Consider the following 19,657-nt stretch of genomic DNA (forward strand, 5'->3'; position numbering starts at 1 on the left):
AGTCGCTTGGTAGGGGGATATTCATGAACAGAAAAGCACTCATAGTAGATGATGAAATCTACGCCGTAATGGGAATCAGGAGCGGTCTGAATTGGGATGACCTGCAAATTTCTGACGTGTATGAAGCTTATAATATGCGTGAAGCCATGAAAGTATTTGAACATACCCATATTGATATTCTGATTTGCGATATTGAGATGCCGAAGGGCACAGGCATTGAACTGCTGGAATGGGTCAATGAGCATTCACCTGCAACGGAGACGATCTTCCTGACCGCACATGCTGACTTTGGTTTCGTCCAAAGAGCGGTCCAGCTGGATAGCTTCGATTATATGCTTAAACCGATTGAATTCAGCCTACTGCAAGCGACAGTTGCCAAAGCTCTGCAATCCATCGAACAAGAACAAGCACTCCATCAGCTTCGTGAGCAATATAAGCCATACTATGAGCTGTGGTTAAAAAATAAATCGGTCCTAACCGATACGTTCTGGAATCAGTTGTTTGCCAAAAAAATCGGTTGCAAACAAGAGAATCCAGCGAATTTCATAGCGGACCATCACCTCCCCTTAACGCCACAGTCACGTATTGTTCCGATTGTGATTAGTGTTGAATCCTGGGAACGCGATTTGAATAGTGGGGACGAGGAAATTATGGAATATGCGCTCCGCAAGGCAGCTTCCGAGGTTCTGCTTGAGGGCAACAAGGGAGAAGTTATTCAAACGAAGCAGGGTGTGAATGTTGTTCTGTTTTTCTTGGAACAAGAGGAACAGCTGGATTATACCGATCTAACTGAGAAAAGCGCAACTTACATAGCATCTTGCAAGCAATATTTTAGCTGCAGCATTTCCTGTTATATCGGGGAGGCTTCCAGCTTATGTGACATCCGTGAAACGTATATTAAGCTGCTGGATATGGAATATAATAATTTGCAAAAGTCCAACAAAGTGTACTGGCAGCAAGATTATCAAGTGACCCCGATGACGCTTAAGCTTCCGGAGTTCTCGGCCTGGACGATCCTCATCGAGCAAGGCAAAAGGGGGGAGATGGAAAAGGAAATCCATCGTTCTCTGATGGAGCTGCGCGAAGACCCGAGGCACGGCGCTCATGCGCTGCAAGCCTTTTATCACGGTTTTCTGCAAATGATTCATTACATTTTACACAAAAATGGATTATCAGCCCATGAACTTCTGCAGAATCATCAAGACATGTTGAATGGGAAATTGCCTCGTTCCCTTGAACAGCTGCAGGCGTGGGCACTTCAATTAATCTCAGTGGTATCAGATTGCTTGCACCAGAATGACTCTGTCATTCAACGTGTTCAGTGCTTCATTGCAGATCATCTGAGCGAGATGATTACCCGAGAGCAGCTTGCTGATTTCGTCCATTTGAATCCTGCGTATTTGTCCAGATTGTTCAAAAAAGAAGTTGGCGATTCCATTACAGATTATATCTTGCTGGAACGTATGAAGCTGGCTCGAGAACTCATTCGCAATTCATCCATCCCGATCTCCGATATCGCGAAGTCTCTGGGTTATAGTAATTTCTCTTACTTCTCAAAAATGTTCAAAAAAGTGTACCACCATACGCCTCAGCACTATCGGAAGCAAGCGGCTCCACTATGCGAGTAAGAAGATGTCCTAATGCAGGTTTTCAACTAATTTGTATTTTATTTGGAAAGTTAGCGCAGACGCCCGATCAATTGCTAGATTAGCGGCATAAACTAGAACTAGAAAAAGAGAAAGGAGGCCAAGTCTATGACCATTTTTTTGGACTTGAAAACATCTCAAAATGCTAGTTATGCCAATTCTATCGCGATTCCGATTACAGTAATTAATACACCCCAATTGATTGCGCAGCAGACCCTTAATCTATCGGGAGGCACAGCCAATCTGACGCATGTTGACTTCTCTGGCGTTGTCGCTGTGCAGCTGCCACTGCTTCCCTTAGCGACTACTGTTTTAGTAAGTGTCGTACGCGGAGCGACCGCTCAGGATATCATTGTCTTTTCAGCGGCTCAGAATCTTGATCTTTCCATCCTCGGACCACAGCTAATATCCTTTTCTGGTTCCGATTTCAATGCTCCTAATATTGCTGGAGCCGTCTATAGTGTATTCATACAGACCTCTGCTTTAGGAACAATTCGTGTAGGTCCTGAAAGCTTCAATTTTACCGGCGTATCGGATGCCTAATTGCGAGTATGGACACGTAATATCAAACTCTTGAATAAAAGCACAACTAGACGACCTTATCAGGTCTGTCTGTTGTGCTTTTATTTTTCTTAAGCGGCTGGTAACCAATAATGCATAAAAAAGGAATTAAGTTAAATACTACCTATACACAGACCTTCCCTAACAGCAGGAGATTACGATGGCAAACGTTGAGCAGACGATGGACGAACAGTTGAGCGAAAGTCTAACAGACAATTTGCTGCTAATATTGGAGGGACTAGGCAACAGTGACGATGTTGCTGTTCGGGAAATTCAAATTGATCTTAGCGCCGATCGTTGTATTCAAGGTGCAGTCGTCTACATGGAAGGCCTCTCGAATCTGCATGCCATGATTGATTCTTTGCTTACGTGCTGCACAAGTGGCGAACAACAACATTTTAGTTCGGATGAATTGCTCGAGTATTGTAAAAATGTTGTCATCTCGACAGGCACCGTACAGGACCTTGATGAGATGGAAGAACTATTTGCAGCGCTGCTATGCGGCAGCAGCATCCTGCTGCTTGAAGGCTGCCTGCGTGTTCTGGCCATTGGGACGAAAGAACTTACGGCACGGCCTGTCGAAGAACCGAATGTGCAATCTGTCGTCCGCGGGCCAAGAGAAGGCTTTACAGAAGTGCTTCGCTGGAATACCTCAATGCTTCGCCGTAAAATCAAAGATCGGCATTTATGGATGGAAACGATGCAAATCGGCAGGGTTACGAAAACTGATGTTGTTATTGCTTATGTGAAAACTCTCGTTTCCGAAGAGGTTCTGCAGGAAGTGAAAGAGCGATTAACGCTCATCGATATAGATGCGATCCTTGAGAGCAATTACATCGAGGAGCAGATCAAAGACAAACAGCTTACCTCTTTTCCAACTGTATTTAATACGGAGCGTCCTGATGTGATTGCAGCAGGATTAATGGAGGGAAGGGTAGCTATTCTAGTAGATGGAACACCCTTTGCGCTGCTGGTCCCCGCCTTGTTTACGCAATTCTTTCAATCCAGCGAGGATTACTACCAACCTGCGGATTTTTCTACATTAATTCGGCTGCTGCGCTTCCTTTCATTTGGCTTGGCGCTGTTAACCCCGTCTTTTTACATTGCAATTACTACTTTTCATCAGGAAATGCTGCCGACAACGCTGCTTTATAATTTAGCCAGTCAGAGGGAGGGCGTTCCGTTCCCGGCTTTCATTGAAGCGATCATGATGGAGATTACCTTCGAAATCTTACGCGAAGCCAGCGTTCGGATGCCAAGAACCGTTGGCCAATCCATCTCCATCGTAGGAACGCTTGTCATTGGTCAAGCCGCGGTAGAAGCAGGTCTCGTCAGCGCTGCCATGGTTATCGTGGTGTCGATTACGGCGATATCGAACTTTGTTCTTCCTGCTTTCAATCTTGGAATCACCATTCGGATTATCCGCTTTTTACTGATGATGCTGGCAGCGTCGTTTGGGCTTTTTGGTATTTTCCTAGGCATCGTTGCGCTTGTTGTCCATATGTGCGGGCTTTCCTCATTCGGTGTTCCCTATATGTCACCGCTTGCTCCATTCCATTTATCTGACCAGAAGGACACGTTTTTCCGCTTTTCTCTCACGAAGATGTTTACTAGATCGAAAGCTTTCCCCCAGAAAAATCTCGTTCGCCAGAAACGCAGGTGAGGAGGCAGATTATGTGAAACAGCGGTTGCTCTCAAGTGTATTCCTGCTCTCTCTCATGTTCCTGTTAAGCGGTTGTTGGAGCAGACACGAATTAAATGACATCAGTATTGTTGTAGGTTTGGGAATCGATAAAGTTGGAGAACGTTATAAAGTTACCATTCAAACGGTTAATCCAAGCCAGGTCTCGGCGAAAAAAGGAACATCCACCAATGCTAGCGCTGTCATCACATATGAAGAAACGGGAATGACTGTTCCAGAAGCCTTATCCCGGATGAGCGTTAAAGCTCCGCGTTTTTTGCATTTCTCTCATCTGCGGATGGTTATCATTAGTGAAGATGTTGCCCATCATGGAATCAGCAAAGCGATTGACTATTTATCCCGCAATTTGGATATGCGTACGGATTTCTACTTTGTTGTCGCCAGGCAGTCGAAAGCTTCCGAGGTGCTGAAAGTGATCAGCTCGATGGATCCGATTCCTGCCAATAACATGTATACGAAGCTGGATACCTCGGATAAATATTGGTCGGCTACCGGCAGCATGAATCTAAATTATTTGCTTCAGGCCTTAGGAGCTAGAGGCAAGAGTGCTTCTATGACTGGGATTGAAATTATTGGGGATAAGAATATAGGAGACCAAACGGCAAATACCCAGTTCGTGGAACCGATTACTCTTCTGAAATATGCCGGAATGGGGGCTTTCAAAAAAGATCGATTTGTGGGCTGGTTGGATGAGAATGACACGAAGGCTTTAAATTATGTACAAAACTCCGTTTATCAAACAACAGGTTTTATTCCATGCCCAGGATCTAAAGGCAATATTACGATGCAGGTTATCCGTTCCAACACGGTCATGCATCCCCATTTGGTAAATGAGCTTCCTGAATTCGATGTCAATGTCAGAATTGAGCAGGATATCGCTGATATTGAATGCAAAGTGGATTTATCGAAAGCTGGAATTGTGGCGGATATCAAGAAGTTGAGCGACCATAAAATAGAAGATCTTATCAGCGAATCGATCGATAAAATCCAGAAAAGTATAGGGACCGATATTTACGGCTTCGGCGACGCGTTCCATCGTAAATACCCCAAAGCTTGGCATCAAATCAAGGATTGGGACGAGGTTTTTAAAACAATTAAAGTGCATGTTCATGTAGATTCGAGTCTCCGCAGGGTGGGGACCATCCTGCAATCGGTTGATCAAATAACGAGAGAATAGGGAGTACCCTCATGCTGCTATTCATTGGGATTATCCTTACATTAGCTTGGACACTTTGGAAGGATTTCCCTCGCATGTGGAAGGAAAAGAAGTTCAAAGAGTTTTGGATATTGGCTGTGATTACGCTCACGGTATGTGTGATTAGTACCGTTAAAAGCTTGAATATCAATTTGCCGAATCCACTCGATTGGATTGAGCTGGCATTAGGGCCTTATCCCCGCGCGGTTTACTCGTTACTGCAATGAAAGGGGCCATTTCTGTGGAGAAAAAAGAGATCATTAGCCGAAGCTCATTTGCCGTGCTCATTACTTTCTTTATGATTGGAACATCCATTCTTATCACACCTTCTGCGCTGGCTCATGAAGCCAAACAGGATGCTTGGCTTGCATGCTTAGTTGGCATCGGGATGAATGGTCTCAATGCCATTCTTTACGTTGTACTCGGGGAGCGATTTGCGGGACAGACTCTGGCCCAATACTGCGAAACCATACTGGGCAAATGGCTTGGTAAAGCGGTATGTCTAGCATTTGTAATGTTTTTTTATTTGCTTGCTTCTTTGATGATGGGTGATCTAGGTTTTTTCGTAACCTCACAGATTATGCAAGAAACTCCGATTGAGACTCTGCAAATATTGTTTGCACTTATTGTCGTGATGGCTGTCCGATCGGGATTCGTCGTATACACACGTGCGGCTGTTGTCTTTTTTCCATGGCTGATTATTCTATTTCTACTGCTTATTCTGCCGCTGCTGCCTAAATTCAACATGAATAACTTTCTACCAGTTTTTGAGTATGGCGTCAAACCGATTCTGCGTGGTGGATTCTCATTCTACGGCTTGCAGGAGATGAGCGTTCTGCTGATGTTTTATCCATTCGTCGCCAGAATGCGAGGTCTCAGAAGCGGTTTTACAGCGGGGATAGGAGTTGGCGGAGTCATTCTTTTTATTACGACTGTTGGCAGTATTGCCGTTCTTGGTGAAGCGTTAACGACTAACCAACTATTCCCGGCTTACACTCTTGCCAAAAATATAAGCATCGGTCATTTTCTTGAGCGGGTGGAAGGCATTCTGATCTCAATCTGGGTTTTATCCATTTTCATCAAAATTACCTTGACTTTCCACGCCTCACTGCTGGGCATTGTGCAAATCCTGAACATTAAGGATGAGAAACCGTTGGTTGCTCCACTGGCCTTGGGAATGATTGTACTCTCATTAATGTGTTACCCCAATACCATCTATATTAGTGATTACTTGGGCAGAAATTGGGCGCCGTTTTCTCTTATCTTCACCTTTTTCCTGCCAATGATGCTTCTTGTTGTATCTTGGTTTAGGCGTAAACGCAGCATACCCGTAAAGCAGTAAGGTCAATACGATGACAAAAACCATCGCAGAGAGTTGCGATGGTTTTATTTAATTCGTAGCGACTTTCCTGTAGGATGTTTTTCTATACCATAACAGCATTAACACAGAGCATAAGCTTACTAGAAACAGAAGCTCATAAACGTGCCGGAAAGCTTCGACAGGCGGGCTTTTTTTTTGGTGCTCAAGCAGTAATCCGCATACAGCAACCGAGATGGAACCGCCGAAAAACTGGATCAGTTGGAGGAGGCCCATGCCAGAGCCGATTTGCGTTCTGGGCAGAATGCGAGAAGCTTCATTATTTAACGATGCCATTGTTGCAGAAAAAGCTGGTGAGAAAAAGAGGTAGCCAATAAGAATGACTGTTGGTGAATATGAAAGTAAGATTGAAAAAAATATTAGCACAGCAGTCAGAAAGATATGACCGATTAGCAAAAATCGCAAATTGCCATAACGATCAATCCATTTCCCCACAAACCTCGTCATGATTGCTGAGAAGATAGCACCAGGGGCGATCATTAGACCAATGGTCATCGCCGATTTAGCGAAGAGACTGGCAAGCACCAAGGGCATGAGGAATAAATTCCCCAAATTCAGCACCAGAATACAAAAACCAACGACTAAGAGTTTTCTGTAATCTGTTTTTTTGAGCAGGTCAAGGTTGATGAAAGTCTCTTTTTTTCTTTTTAAGTGCCAAGCATGCAAAACAAACGAAAGAACACTGAGAGCGAGCCAAACAAAGGATTGCTGGGTTACTGCCGTAAGCAGCGTAACTGTATGGACGATAGTTAATGAAGCGCCCCACATGTCAAAGCTGGCGGTTTGTGGCTGGCTATCCTTGGGCAGCAGGCGCAAGAGGAGGGGGAGGACAATAAGGACACAGCACGTGACCGCGAACAGCCCATTCCAACCAAAGTACTCGCTGATTAAGCCTCCTACAATAGGACCAAGCCCAAATGCCATTGCGCTGCCAGCCGATATCATGGCGATGGCTCGACCTCGTCGTTCAATGGGTATATATCGACTGGCCAATACAAGTCCCAATCCTGCCATTGCTCCCGCCCCGGCAGATTGCAGAATCCTCGCAATCAACAGCGTCTGAAAATCAGAAGCAAAAACGCCAAAGATGGATGAAAGTCCAAGAATCAATAGCCCTACAGTCAACAACCGACGAATCGAGATGATGTCCGAGAGCCTACTATAAATAACAGTAGATAAAGCATAACCCAGAGAATAGCTGGAAATAATCCATGAGCCAAGATCAGCTGAAATATGCAGATCGTGGATGATGCTCGGAATTGACACATTGAACATAGTCGTGTTCATGACAACGATGAATAGTCCAAACGTCCATATCGGCATTACAATTTTATCATTCAAACGCGGTTCATCCCATTCGTTCCAAATTTGTTGCCACAGATACACCCTCTCTTATCATGGAAGAGGATTACGAAAGATATACGTGTAATCGTAATTAAATCTCCGCAAGCTTATCTAAGTAGGCACGTAAAACGTCGTGTTCGAGTACGAGGCTCATGAATTTGCCTTCACGAAGACATTGCACCAAGCCTGCTGTCTCCAGTTCCTTAATGTGATGGGAGATCGTTGCGGCGCTCACGGGGTGGCTTAAATGCAGCGTACTGCAAGGAAGAGGCTCCGTTGAGGCACCGATTTCTTTGAGCATTTGATACCGTCTGGGTTCAGCCAAAGCACGGGAAATTCTCGAGAATTGTTGGTCAGATAGGATAGTCATTCTGAAAAACTCCTTTCGTATGACATGTTGTTCTTACAGAAGCAAAACGATACATTTTTATCATCATCATACCATATGTGCTCAAAAAATTCTCTCCAGCCGAGTCGATCAGGGATGAATAGGTACAGTTGGTTGTCGCCAGACTGCTGCGGTTATGAGGAAAAGCGATTGTTGGAGGCAAATTCCTGCGATAATGCATCTTTTTCTGCAATAGAGGGCAATAGAGGCTGAAAAAAATGAGAATGCCTGCGCAATTGCAGGCATTCTCATTTTTTAGCCAAGTTTGTCGGAAATTCCTGCGCTTTTGCAGGTTTTTACTATCAGGTGACCGAACGATCGACGCTAAACACAAACTTGGCTTATGGGACAGCCCCAGAATCAGCTTGGATCGATATCAACGCTGAGATGCCGTTTTTTATTAAGCAGATCTACTTTTTGGGGATTGTAACGTACAGTTCTTAGCATAATAGACACTAAGCCAAGGACCAAGAACAGTAAGCCGCTCCAAATAACATGCTGAGTTCCCATCTCTGCAATAAAGGATCCACCAATGAATGTACCGATGGTAACACCCAGATTAGCGAAAGACACAAATAACCCATTGGCGAAGTCAGGTGCTTCCGGAGCCGCAGAAGTAATCCAATATTGCGATATATTAAGTCCCAGGGTGAAAAGAACGCCCCATACCGCAATAATAATCGTCATTGGAAGAGAGAAACTACCAAAGAAAAAGACAAGCAAATATATGGCAGCAAATATTAAAGGATAAACAAGTGCCGTTGCCATCGCTTTATTGCTAAGCAGCTTGCCAGCCAGCAGATTGCCTGCAATACCCGTAACACCGAATAAAACTAACATAAGACTGATTTGTTTTCCCGACATATGAGTAACAGTATCCAAATACTCAGCAAAAAAACTATAGACAGCATACATCGCTGAATTTAGGAAGATGACCGTCACAATGCTTAACCAGACAAGTGGTTTTTTCAAAACACTTAACTGCTGTCCGTAAGAAAGTCTTTCTTTTACAGGCATGGAGGGTACGAAAGCAAGAATGCTCAGAAAGGCAATCGCATTGACCACTGCGAAAAACCAGAGCGAGGCATCAAGCGAAATGACGTCAGCAATATAAGAAGTGATCGGTGTGCCAATGACCATTCCAGCGGTAACTCCCATAAATACTTTGGCGATTGCTTTGCTCGTTTGTTCTTTGCTGACCGTATTGGCAGCAGCTACAAATGCCACGGAGAAGTAAACAGGGTGCAGGAAGGCAGGTACAACGCGAGCAATTAAGAGTACGGTGAAGTTAGGTGCATAAACAGAAACTACGTTGGCAATGACGAATAGGCCGACTACCAAGAGCATGGCATTCTTGCGATTGATACCTGAGAACAATAGAGGCATGAATGGACCGGAAATTGCTACAGCTAAGGCGAAAAGACTGACAAGCAATCCCGCTTGTGAGACACTGATGCCGAATTGCTGGGCAATCTGCGGCAAAATGCCGATAACGCCCATTTCAGTATTGATGATACCAAAGATACCGAAGGCGAGGATGTAAATGATGAAAGATTTAGAATTAATCACGTTTAAATTCATCTCCTAAATATCATGTAATTTCACAAATGTGAAAGGAAATTGTTGTAGTAAGCATCTAGGATCTGAACAGCTATAACACGATTAACAACCTCCTTTACAATAGTCAATTAGATGATTGTATAACTATCACACTAAAAGAGTGTTTCGTCAAGCGCCTTTTTTTTACCTATGAAGTAACCATTCAGTTGAAAATAGATGAGCTTGCACCATTGAACAGAGTAGAGTTGATCATGATATAATAGGAATTAGTAAAAATATCCTGTTTGAGAACTACACGAATACCTATCACCAACAGGTGCTTAAAGGGACAGCCCTCGGCAGCCTGTCATGTCATGGAGGGACACCGTTTGGAAGTATTTATTATCATTCTCATGCTGTTGGTTCTAATTGGCGTATCCAATGTCGTATACCGATTCGTTCCGTTCATTCCCGTTCCGCTCATCCAAATTGTCTTGGGAGCCAGTCTGGTCGTCGTTCCGTTAGGTATTCACCTGCATCTGGAACCGGAATTGTTCTTCATTCTGTTCATTGCCCCGCTCTTGTATAACGATGGCAAGCATACGCCGCGCGATGAGCTGTGGAGATTGCGGGCGCCAATTCTGCTGCTTGCAGTCGGTCTCGTCTTCATCACTGTGTGTGTTGTGGGATACAGTGTCCATTGGCTGATTCCTTCGATTCCACTGGCCGCTGCTTTCGGGCTTGCTGCCATCTTGTCTCCAACGGATGCGGTAGCGGTAGGCTCCCTTGCCGGGCGCATCCATCTTCCGCGCAGCTTGAAGCGGCTGCTGGAAGGGGAAGCCTTGATGAACGATGCCTCGGGTCTCGTTGCATTCAAATTCGCTATCGCTGCGGCAGTCACCGGCGTATTCTCGCTGCCGAAGGCAAGCTTTAGCTTCCTTGTCATTTCGATCGGCGGTTTGCTCGTTGGGGCGATAGTCGCCTTTCTCATCGTTGGTCTTCGCCATCTCTTGCGACGGGCAGGGCTCGAGGATGAGACGATGCATATGCTGCTGCAAATTCTTACACCGTTCTTGCTTTATTTGATCGCCGAGGAGCTTGGCGTGTCGGGCATCCTTGCCGCCGTAGCCGGAGGACTGGTGCATGCGATTGAGAATGAGCGGATGCCATTTACGATGCCGAATCTCAAGAGCGTATCGAATCCGACTTGGTCCGTTATTTTATTTGTCCTGAATGGATTGGTCTTTGTTCTCTTAGGTTTGCAAATCCCAGACGTATCCCGGACGATTCTGAGCGATCCGGCTTTTGATAATTTCAAAGTCATTGGGTATGCCGTACTTATTTATGCCATGTTGTTGGTGCTGCGTTTTGTATGGACGTTTCTATTCTCAAGAGGCGGACGTTGGTTCGGGAACAAAAGCAACGAGGTGCCAAGCCTGCGTATCCTGACGTTAACCGCCATTTCAGGTGTGCGCGGCGCAGTTACGCTGGCCGGTGCGTTCTCCATTCCGCTTTTGCTCCAAAATGGCGACCCGTTTCCGCAACGGGATCTTATTATATTCCTTGCGTCTTCCGTCATCCTGTTGTCGCTGCTAACGGCCAGTATCGCTCTTCCGCTGCTTGCCAAGAAGAAAAGCACAACCGATGATGCCGAAAAAGAAAGATTGGAACGGGAGTGGCAGATTGAAGTCATGGCGGCGGCTGTTCGGGCCCTGCAGAAAACGAGCAACGAAGAAAACGAGATGGCCGTGAGCACGGTGATCAGCGATTATAAACTGATGATGCAGCAGCTCGGCCAGAAGGACAACAAAACGAAACGTCTGCCGCGTTCCCGGCAGGAAGAAGCAGGGATGCGTCTGCTCGCGCTGAGTATTGAACGCAAATATGTCAATGATCGTCTGGAAAGCGGACAAGTCAGCCGTGAGCAGGCCAACTATTATTTGAACATGCTGGAGCAGATTGAGCTCATTTTGGCTAATAAGCTGGATTTGGGCAAAGTTATTATCAAAACCCTTTGGCGCCGGTTGAAAATGATCGTGTTCGTCCGTCAACCCAGCGTCGTTTCCGGTATCAGCGAGCCTGATATGATAGCTCTTCGCACGCTGAAAATGCAATGCAGCCAAGCCGTTGTCGACGAGTTCTCCGAGCGATGCTCTCTTAAGAGCGATGAAGCGACCGAAGGTGTGCTCGAGTACTACCGTCAGATGCTGGACAGGCTGCGCAGGTTCACGATAGGCTCGCGGCGTAAGGACCGATCGTTCGACGAATGCCGCAGAGAGCTTCACTGGATTGCTGTTCAAGCGGAGCGCGATGCGGTGCAAGCATTTTTTGAAAAAGGAGACATCACGCGTGATATGGCAACTCTTCTACGGAGAGTGATCCGCAACCGGGAAGCATCGCTGTATGAGCTTGAGGAAATTGTTTGACGCAGGCAGCTAACATGCCGAGAAAGCTGCTTGAAAAAAATATCAAGATAAAGTTGACATTCTTGAGATGTTAGTGTACAAATGTATTAACTAAATGTTTGTTTTTATCATGATTCAAATTCGTTAACGAGAACGAGTACGCTAATCCATTTGCTTCCCAGAGAGTTGGCCCTGAGCTGAAAGCCAATAAGCAAATCATAGCCGAAAATCCTCTCCGAGAAGGAAAGCTGAAAGTAACTGAGTAAGCTGCCCCGGGATCCCGCCGTTACAAGGGCCACGTATGTTAGTACGTAGTATGAGGAGCTGTAATGATCATAATTGGATGGTCATACGGAACTAGGGTGGTATCGCGAGATGTAATCTCGTCCCTTACGGGGCGGGATTTTTTTGTTTTCCAAAACACGTGTCCCGAACTAACCCATTACGTAAAAAAGAGGAGTGTAGCATAACTATGAGAAAAGTTGATGTAAAAGAAAAAGCAAGAACCCGCGAGCTGCGCATTCTTGAGCAGTGGAAACAAAATGACACGTTCCATAAGTCCATCGAACATCGGAAAGACAAACCAAACTTCGTCTTCTATGAAGGACCGCCAACGGCAAACGGATCACCCCACATCGGTCACGTGCTTGGCCGAGTTGTTAAAGATTTTATCTGCCGCTACAAAACGATGTCCGGATACCAAGTTGTTCGCAAAGCAGGTTGGGATACACATGGTCTGCCTGTTGAGCTTGGCGTCCAAAAGCAGCTTGGGATCTCGGGCAAACAGGAGATTGAGAAATACGGGGTAGCTGAATTCGTCGAGAAATGCAAAAGCAGTGTGTTTGAATACGAAAAACAGTGGCGAGAGCTGACTGAAGCCATTGCCTACTGGACGGATATGGATAACCCGTACGTGACGCTCGAAAACGACTATATTGAGAGTGTTTGGCATATTTTATCCGTGGTGCATAAGAAAGGATTGTTGTATAAGGGGCATCGTGTCAGCCCTTATTGTCCGGATTGCCAAACAACGCTAAGTTCTCACGAAGTAGCTCAGGGCTACGAAGATGTGAAGGATTTGAGCGCCACCGTCAAGTTTAAAAGCAAATCCGGAGCTGAGATTTTTCTAGCTTGGACGACAACGCCTTGGACGCTGCCAGCCAATATAGCATTAGCAGTGAATAAGGATTTGGATTATGTGAAAGTGAAGCAAAATGATGAAGTGTACATTGTTGCAAAACGATTAGCTGAAAAACTGTTCAAGCAGGATTACACTATTTTGTCTGAGCATAAAGGATCAGAATTCGTAGGTACTCCTTACGAGCCTCCATTTGGCTATATTCAACCCAACAAAGGCCATATCGTTGTAGATGCTGACTATGTCATGGATACAAGCGGTACAGGTATCGTTCATATTGCCCCTGCCCACGGAGAGGACGATTATCGAACTGCGCGTCAACATGAGCTGGATTTTGTGAATGTTGTCAATTTGGCTGGACGCTATCAGGATGAAATAACAGAATTCGCTGGCCGCTTTGTCAAAGATTGCGATGTTGATATTGTCAAATATTTATCCGAGCGCAACCTGTTATTTTCGAAAGAGCGGTATGAGCATAGTTATCCTTTTTGCTGGCGCTGCAAATCCCCGCTGCTCTATTATGCGATGGAGAGCTGGTTTATCAAGACGACGGCCATCAAAGATCAATTGATTGAAAACAACAAGAAGGTGAATTGGTATCCTTCTCATCTCCGGGATGGACGCTTTGGAAAGTTTCTCGAGGAGCTTGTTGACTGGAATATCAGCCGCAATCGATACTGGGGAACACCGCTTAACGTTTGGCTATGCGGAGACTGTGGATCTGAGTATGCACCTGGAAGCCACAAAGAGTTAAGAGATAAGTCCATAACGCCGATTGATGAAAGCTTGGAACTTCATAAGCCATATATTGATGCAGTGAAGCTGCGCTGCTCCTGTGGCGGTGTCATGGAAAGAACTCCCGAAGTTATCGATGTCTGGTTCGATAGCGGCTCCATGCCGTTTGCGCAGCATCACCATCCGTTTGGCGATGAAACACAGTTCAATGCACAGTATCCCGCGGATATGATTTGCGAAGGGATTGATCAAACTAGGGGTTGGTTCTTCAGCCTGCTGGCTGTTTCAACTTTGTTCAACGGCAAGGCTCCTTATAAATCCGTACTTTCAACGGGGCACGTGTTGGACGAAAATGGACAGAAAATGTCCAAAAGCAAAGGCAATGGCATCGATCCTTGGGAAATCATTAACGAATTCGGTACAGATGCGTTTCGATGGGCTTTATTGTCAGATAGCGCACCGTGGAACAGCAAACGCTTCTCTAAACAGATCGTAGCCGAAGCGAAGTCCAAGCTGATTGACACGATCAATAACACACACGCTTTTTATGCGCTTTATGCGGAGATTGACCAATATCATCCGGAAGATCATCCCGATCACAAGTCGGAGAATGAATTGGATCGCTGGATCATTTCAAGGCTGAACAGCACGCTGCAGCTAGTAAGCAAGGGCTTGGAAGTCAACGATTTCTTGAACCCTGCCAAGCAAATCGAAGTCTTTGTCGACGAGCTGAGCAACTGGTATATCCGACGTTCCCGCGATCGTTTCTGGGGAAGTGATATGAATGTAGATAAGGTGTCTGCTTACCAGACACTGCGTGAAGTGCTGCTGACGCTTTCGCGAATGATCGCACCTTTTACTCCATTGATTGCAGAAGATATTTATGGCAACCTTGGCGGCGAAGGCAGTGTGCATTTAGCTGACTATCCAAGAGTGAGTGAATCGGCCATTGATGAAGAGTTGGAGAGCGAGATGGGAATTGCTCGGCAAATCGTTGAGTTGGCACGGAATATCAGGAACGAGACGGGGATCAAAACTCGCCAGCCTCTCTCCGAGATGTTCATTTCGCTTTCTAGCAAATTTGACTTGCGTCGATTCGAAGACATAATTAAAGATGAAATGAATCTGAAAGAAATTCGCGTAGAACGAAATGACAGCGGGTTTGTGGATTACAATGTGAAGTTGAATTTGAAGGCAGCAGGGAAGAAGTATGGCAAATTCGTCAGTCCCCTGCAAAATCACTTGAAAACTTTGGATGCTTTGGAAACCAAACAAGTGATTGACAATGGCTTTTTAAAAGTATCAATAGACGGAGAGGAGCTCCAAGTCGAGCTTGATGAGCTGCTAGTAGAGAAACAAGCCAAAGCAGGGTTTGCTTCAGCTTCCAATAACCAGATCACCGTGACTTTAAATACGTTAATAACGGAAGAACTGAAACAAGAAGGACTTGTGCGTGAAATGATACGTGCAATTCAGGATTACCGTAAAAAGCTAGAGCTGCCGATAGATAAACGTGTCCATCTTGTACTCGATGTCCAATCACCGCTCAAAGAAGCGTTGGAACGTTATCAGCACGTTCTGCAAGACAACGTGCTGCTAGCTAGTGTACGATTCGAGAAAGTAGCAGATATGGAGTCTTTTACGATTGGGGATAACCAGTTCCAGCTTCATATGGAGTAAACAAGAGGTTGTTTCATAAGCCAGATTTAGTATGTAAGCGTCGAGGGTTTCCAGATCTGATAAGATCTCCCAAGTGTAAAAGCCTGCGAAAATACAGGAATTTCCGGGCGAATTCGGTTAAAAAGTGGAAATGCCTGCAATTGTGCAGGCATTTTTATCTTTTTCAGCCGCTCATCCAGAAAAAGCCTCAAAAACCTGCATAAACGCAGGAATTTAACAGTTGAGGCTATTCTATGAGCAAAAAAGATGTATAAATGCAGGCTTATAGAAAGCAACCGGAGCTAAAGCTTACGTACCACCGAAAAAAAAGCCTGGCAAAAGGAATTAGGCAAAAAGCTGTCCTCACCTCTGAGCCGGCGTTTTTGTCTGGCTCAGCTCGGCTTTGATTGGTTTTGAGCCTTCATTGAGCCTGAGCCTGCCTTTTTGGCAGTCTCAGCGCGGGTTTGCATCTTTTCCACCTCTGAGCCGTGTTTTTGTCTGGCTCAGCTTGGATTGGTTTTGAGCCTTCATCGAGCTAGAGCCTGCCTTTTCGGCAGTCTCAGCGGGGGTTTGCATCTTTTCCACCTCTGAGCCGGCGTTTTTAGCTGGCTCAGTTCGATTTTGATTGGTTTTGAGCCTTCTTCGAGCTTGAGCCTGCCTTTTCGGCAGTCTCAGCGTGGGTTTGCAGCTTTTCCACCTCTGAGCCGGCGTTTTGGCTGGCTCGGCTTGGATTGGTTTTGAGCCTTCATCGAGCTAGAGCCTGCCTTTTCGGCAGTCTCAGCGGGGGTTTGCATCTTTTCCACCTCTGAGCCGGCGTTTTTAGCTGGCTCAGTTCGATTTTGATTGGTTTTGAGCCTTCTTCGAGCTTGAGCCTGCCTTTTCGGCAGTCTCAGCGTGGGTTTGCATCTTTTCCACCTCTGAGCCGGCGTTTTTGGCTGGCTCAGCTCAGATTGGATTGGTTTTGAGCCTTCATCGAGCATGAGCCTGCCTTTTCGGCAGGCTCAGCGGGGGGCAGCTTTTCACCTCTGAGTTCGTAGTGAAGAAGGCTACGAGCTAGCAGTCAGGCGGGTGATTTAACCGAATCCTCCTGTATTCGATTACATCAAGAACAACCGTGAATTCAAAAGATTCCTGCTTCGAGGCTTAACCAGAGTAAGTCTGGAGGTTGGGTGGCTTTCGCTTGCCCATAACCTGCTAAAGAAAGCAGCAGTAGCAGCAAAAAGCAAAGGAGTTAAGCAGATCCAAGCCGCTTAACTCCTTTGCTCATTTTAAAAATTCATTTCCCCTGAATCTCAATTGTGTCTCGCTCTATAAATTCCACTTATGGGACAACCTCTTCCTTTGAAATGGAATTGACAAAAATTAGCGAGTAGCTATAGACTAATAAACAATGTAGAAAGCTCCTTGGGCTTAGATATGAAAAACACACCGTATAGAGACAGAGAGGAGACTTGATTTGGTCAGTTTGGGTACATTATTCGCTTTTGCAATCGTTTCATTAGGTATGGTTTGTTCGCCAGGTCCAAACATGATCTACCTCATTTCGCGTACCCTTACACAGGGCCGAATAGCGGGGATTATTTCTCTTTTGGGCGTCATGCTTGGGTTTCTAATTTATATTATGGCAACGATGCTAGGCCTTACAGCTCTGTTCACTGCAGTACCAGTTTTCTTCGAAACTGTCAAATTTGCTGGTGCCATTTACTTACTCTGGCTTGCTTGGAATGCCATAAAGCCAGGTTCTGCATCAATTTTGGAACCTCGTAAGCTTGCAATCGACCCACCAAGGAAATTATTCCTTATGGGTTTTATGACTAATCTTTTTAATCCTAAGATTGCAGTTCTATACGTTTCGCTATTGCCCCAATTTGTGGATCCTGCACGAGGATCGTTGTTGCTGCAAAGCGCAACTTTGGGTTTTACGCAAATTACGGTCAGTTTTATTGTAAATCTCCTTATTGTATGTACAGCTAGCAAGATTTCAGTCTGGTTTGGCACACGCCCCACATGGTTGCGAGTACAACGTTGGCTAATGGCTAGTGTTTTGACGGGGCTAGCTGTACGGCTTGCATTTGAACACGGAAAATAAGAGCTACAATTTGCAAACCGTCAGATTAAAAAAAGGATGTCCCAACCCGCCACGAAGGCAAAGGGACATCCTTTTTGTTTTTAATAAGCTAATGCAAAAAGTCCATGAATGTGGGACAAGTAACGAACGTTGCTCGCTTCTTTCATGAGGGAAGCCGGCAAGCCTTTCAGTTGCGTGTTATTGCCGCCGATTGTGCCGATACCGTCTTTGCGACCAAGGCTGCCCAGCGTTCCGGAGAAGACCGGAGTGAACTTGTCCATAGTGCCGCCTTTGAGCTGAACGGAAAGGTTGAAACCAACGGTTTCGCCCATCTGCCAAGCAAGCTGAGCAGTAGGAGGGTACGGTCTTTCACTGCCTTCAGGGAAAACAACCGCGCAATCGCCTGCAAGGAAGACATCGGAGTGCGATGTGGATTGCAATGTCGACGTTACGGTAGCGCGGCCACGATCTTCAGCGATGCCACAGCTGCCAACAACTTGATTGCCTTTGACGCCGCCTGTCCAAATAATCGTGTTCGACTCGATTGTTTGTCCACTTTTCAGTGATACGGAATTTTTCGTAGCTTCTGTAATCGCAACACCTGTCAAGAAAGTAACGCCGCGCTTCTCAAGGCTTGTGACCGCACGCTCAATCAAGACTTTAGGGAATACTGGAAGCACAGCAGGACCTGCTTCAACGCAATAGATGGAAACATCGTTGAAATCGATGCCTTTGCTGCGGCATACTTCAGGAAGCTTGTCGGCAAATTCACCTACGAGCTCAACACCTGTAAGACCGCCTCCGCCAACAACGATCGTTGCGTCTGCTTTATTGCCGGAAGCTTTGTAAGCGTCAAGACGAGCTTCAACGTGCTCGCGGATGCGGTTGGCATCAGCAGCCGATTTCAATACGAAGCTGTTTTCTTCCAGACCTTGAATACCGAAGTAGTTGGTCTCACTGCCCATAGCAACGACAAGAGCGTCGTAAGTATGTACAGCGCCGCTGCTTGTAAGGACTTGCTTCTCATTTGGCTTGATCTCTTTAATCGTGTCAACAACAATGTTCACTTGTTTGTCGCCTAACAGCTTTTGAAGAGGCAGCGCAACGGCTTGCTCTTTGATCGTGCCGCCAGCCAAACGGTGTAATTCTGTAATAATTTGGTGTGTTGGAAAGCGGTTGATGATTGTTATGCTGGCTTCTGCCGCCGTCAAATGTTTACGTGCCGTCAAGGCAGTTAGAAGACCCCCATAACCGCCGCCAAGAATAAGTATTTGTTTAGCCATCGTTAATCACCCCTTGTTCGTATTAATGTTTCCGTTCCGAAAGTACATTCAAGAATGATTGAGCAAAACGAAGTGTCTTCTGCACTTCAGGATCCTTCAGCATTTTGAGCATACCGAAAAGACCGATCGTTGTTCCAGCTTCAGCTTGGGAACGTTCGCCAGCTTCAATCGCTGCAGATGCAATGTCTTTTGCTTTTTCTTGTACTGGTTTGACGAATTCGCCAATACCTTGGGCAAAATCGTTGATCAAAACTTTGTCAGTAGCGACGCTTTGTGCGAAGTCGTAAGCTTTCGTTAACATCGTAACCATTTCTGCCAATTTAGGCAGATTTTCGACGAGAACAGTCAGGGATTGCTGCACCTCAGGCTTCAGCAATTGGTCTAGTACGTCTAGCGATCTTGGTTCCGCAGCAAGTGTTGCTGCTACTTCTTGAACAGCAGGTGTCTGTGACATAAGAAAAAATCCTCCTTTGCGTTGAAAAAAAATCGGGTACTGTCGCAATGTGTACGGGACCAATATTTCGTTTCCCAAATGGTTGTAAGATATTTCACAAGTGAAAATGCCCAGCAACATCGACACAATTGGATTTAAACCGTATCTAGATATTCTACACCT

Annotated in this window: 14 protein-coding genes, 1 pseudogene and 1 other annotated feature; of the genes and pseudogenes, 10 read left to right on the forward strand and 5 right to left on the reverse strand. The window is 45.6% G+C overall.

The genetic code is table 11. From position 1 onward, the window contains the following. Positions 1 to 23: 23 nt before the first annotated feature. The 6 genes from BC351_RS14620 (at position 24) to BC351_RS14645 (ending at position 6,446) form a co-directional block, all read left to right on the forward strand. The gene (locus tag BC351_RS14620) at positions 24 to 1,628 is read left to right on the forward strand and encodes a response regulator transcription factor (protein ID WP_079413207.1); all 1,605 of its coding nucleotides are present in this window, start codon (positions 24 to 26) and stop codon (positions 1,626 to 1,628) included. A gap of 126 nt (positions 1,629 to 1,754) precedes the next feature. Further along, complete coding sequence (locus BC351_RS14625; protein ID WP_079413209.1) at positions 1,755 to 2,189, forward strand: hypothetical protein; 435 nt, start codon at positions 1,755 to 1,757, stop codon at positions 2,187 to 2,189. A 178-nt stretch (positions 2,190 to 2,367) separates the two neighbouring features. Continuing rightward, complete coding sequence (locus tag BC351_RS14630) at positions 2,368 to 3,870, forward strand: spore germination protein (RefSeq protein WP_079413211.1); 1,503 nt, start codon at positions 2,368 to 2,370, stop codon at positions 3,868 to 3,870. A gap of 13 nt (positions 3,871 to 3,883) precedes the next feature. Further along, the gene (locus tag BC351_RS14635; protein ID WP_079413213.1) at positions 3,884 to 5,086 is read left to right on the forward strand and encodes a Ger(x)C family spore germination protein; all 1,203 of its coding nucleotides are present in this window, start codon (positions 3,884 to 3,886) and stop codon (positions 5,084 to 5,086) included. An 11-nt stretch (positions 5,087 to 5,097) separates the two neighbouring features. Continuing rightward, positions 5,098 to 5,331, forward strand: coding sequence for a hypothetical protein (locus tag BC351_RS14640; protein ID WP_079413215.1), 234 nt, complete (start codon positions 5,098 to 5,100; stop codon positions 5,329 to 5,331). A gap of 14 nt (positions 5,332 to 5,345) precedes the next feature. Continuing rightward, positions 5,346 to 6,446, forward strand: coding sequence for a GerAB/ArcD/ProY family transporter (locus tag BC351_RS14645; protein ID WP_158082091.1), 1,101 nt, complete (start codon positions 5,346 to 5,348; stop codon positions 6,444 to 6,446). 48 nt (positions 6,447 to 6,494) lie between these two features. On the opposite strand, the gene BC351_RS14650 is transcribed toward BC351_RS14645, so the two are convergent. The 3 genes from BC351_RS14650 to BC351_RS14660 all read right to left on the reverse strand — a co-directional run bounded on the left by BC351_RS14650 (position 6,495) and on the right by BC351_RS14660 (position 9,783). Continuing rightward, positions 6,495 to 7,823: an MFS transporter gene (locus BC351_RS14650; RefSeq protein WP_079413582.1), complete on the reverse strand. Its 1,329-nt coding sequence runs from the start codon at positions 7,821 to 7,823 to the stop codon at positions 6,495 to 6,497. Positions 7,824 to 7,917: 94 nt separating this feature from the next. Then, complete coding sequence (locus tag BC351_RS14655; protein ID WP_079413219.1) at positions 7,918 to 8,196, reverse strand: ArsR/SmtB family transcription factor; 279 nt, start codon at positions 8,194 to 8,196, stop codon at positions 7,918 to 7,920. Positions 8,197 to 8,574: 378 nt separating this feature from the next. Continuing rightward, on the reverse strand, positions 8,575 to 9,783 hold the full coding sequence (locus BC351_RS14660; RefSeq protein ID WP_425270922.1) for an MFS transporter: 1,209 nt from the start codon (positions 9,781 to 9,783) through the stop codon (positions 8,575 to 8,577). A 359-nt stretch (positions 9,784 to 10,142) separates the two neighbouring features. On the opposite strand from BC351_RS14660, the gene BC351_RS14665 reads away from it, so the two are divergent. The 4 genes and pseudogenes from BC351_RS14665 to BC351_RS14685 all read left to right on the forward strand — a co-directional run bounded on the left by BC351_RS14665 (position 10,143) and on the right by BC351_RS14685 (position 17,779). Next, positions 10,143 to 12,179: a Na+/H+ antiporter gene (locus BC351_RS14665; protein ID WP_079413223.1), complete on the forward strand. Its 2,037-nt coding sequence runs from the start codon at positions 10,143 to 10,145 to the stop codon at positions 12,177 to 12,179. 114 nt (positions 12,180 to 12,293) lie between these two features. Further along, positions 12,294 to 12,552, forward strand: a binding site (T-box leader). Between the two features lie 78 nt (positions 12,553 to 12,630). Continuing rightward, the gene (gene ileS, locus BC351_RS14670; protein WP_079413225.1) at positions 12,631 to 15,711 is read left to right on the forward strand and encodes an isoleucine--tRNA ligase; all 3,081 of its coding nucleotides are present in this window, start codon (positions 12,631 to 12,633) and stop codon (positions 15,709 to 15,711) included. 1,008 nt (positions 15,712 to 16,719) lie between these two features. Then, a pseudogene (locus BC351_RS44325) lies at positions 16,720 to 16,944 on the forward strand (IS1182 family transposase); the annotation flags it as partial. Positions 16,945 to 17,146: 202 nt separating this feature from the next. Next, the gene (locus BC351_RS14685; RefSeq protein WP_079413229.1) at positions 17,147 to 17,779 is read left to right on the forward strand and encodes a LysE family translocator; all 633 of its coding nucleotides are present in this window, start codon (positions 17,147 to 17,149) and stop codon (positions 17,777 to 17,779) included. Positions 17,780 to 17,859: 80 nt separating this feature from the next. Here the strand turns inward: BC351_RS14685 and BC351_RS14690 are convergent, their stop codons facing one another. Both BC351_RS14690 and BC351_RS14695 read right to left on the reverse strand, forming a co-directional pair. After that, positions 17,860 to 19,041, reverse strand: coding sequence for an NAD(P)/FAD-dependent oxidoreductase (locus BC351_RS14690; RefSeq protein ID WP_079413231.1), 1,182 nt, complete (start codon positions 19,039 to 19,041; stop codon positions 17,860 to 17,862). A gap of 22 nt (positions 19,042 to 19,063) precedes the next feature. Further along, positions 19,064 to 19,495 carry a helical membrane plugin domain-containing protein gene (locus BC351_RS14695; protein WP_079413233.1) on the reverse strand — a complete coding sequence of 144 codons (432 nt, stop codon included), beginning with the start codon at positions 19,493 to 19,495 and terminating at the stop codon, positions 19,064 to 19,066. Between the last annotated feature and the right edge of the window lie 162 nt (positions 19,496 to 19,657).

The organism is Paenibacillus ferrarius, assembly GCF_002027705.1.
GTDB classification, from domain to species: Bacteria; Bacillota; Bacilli; order Paenibacillales; family NBRC-103111; genus Paenibacillus_E; species Paenibacillus_E ferrarius.

Excerpts from the sequence above, each read along its gene's own strand:
- ileS (WP_079413225.1), top strand. The coding sequence starts at position 12,631 with ATGAGAAAAGTTGATGTAAAAGAAAAAGCAAGAACCCGCGAGCTGCGC.
- BC351_RS14630 (WP_079413211.1), top strand. The coding sequence starts at position 2,368 with ATGGCAAACGTTGAGCAGACGATGGACGAACAGTTGAGCGAAAGTCTA.
- BC351_RS14655 (WP_079413219.1), bottom strand. The coding sequence starts at position 8,196 with ATGACTATCCTATCTGACCAACAATTCTCGAGAATTTCCCGTGCTTTG.
- BC351_RS14620 (WP_079413207.1), top strand. The coding sequence starts at position 24 with ATGAACAGAAAAGCACTCATAGTAGATGATGAAATCTACGCCGTAATG.
- BC351_RS14640 (WP_079413215.1), top strand. The coding sequence starts at position 5,098 with ATGCTGCTATTCATTGGGATTATCCTTACATTAGCTTGGACACTTTGG.
- BC351_RS14625 (WP_079413209.1), top strand. The coding sequence starts at position 1,755 with ATGACCATTTTTTTGGACTTGAAAACATCTCAAAATGCTAGTTATGCC.
- BC351_RS14690 (WP_079413231.1), bottom strand. The coding sequence starts at position 19,041 with ATGGCTAAACAAATACTTATTCTTGGCGGCGGTTATGGGGGTCTTCTA.
- BC351_RS14695 (WP_079413233.1), bottom strand. The coding sequence starts at position 19,495 with ATGTCACAGACACCTGCTGTTCAAGAAGTAGCAGCAACACTTGCTGCG.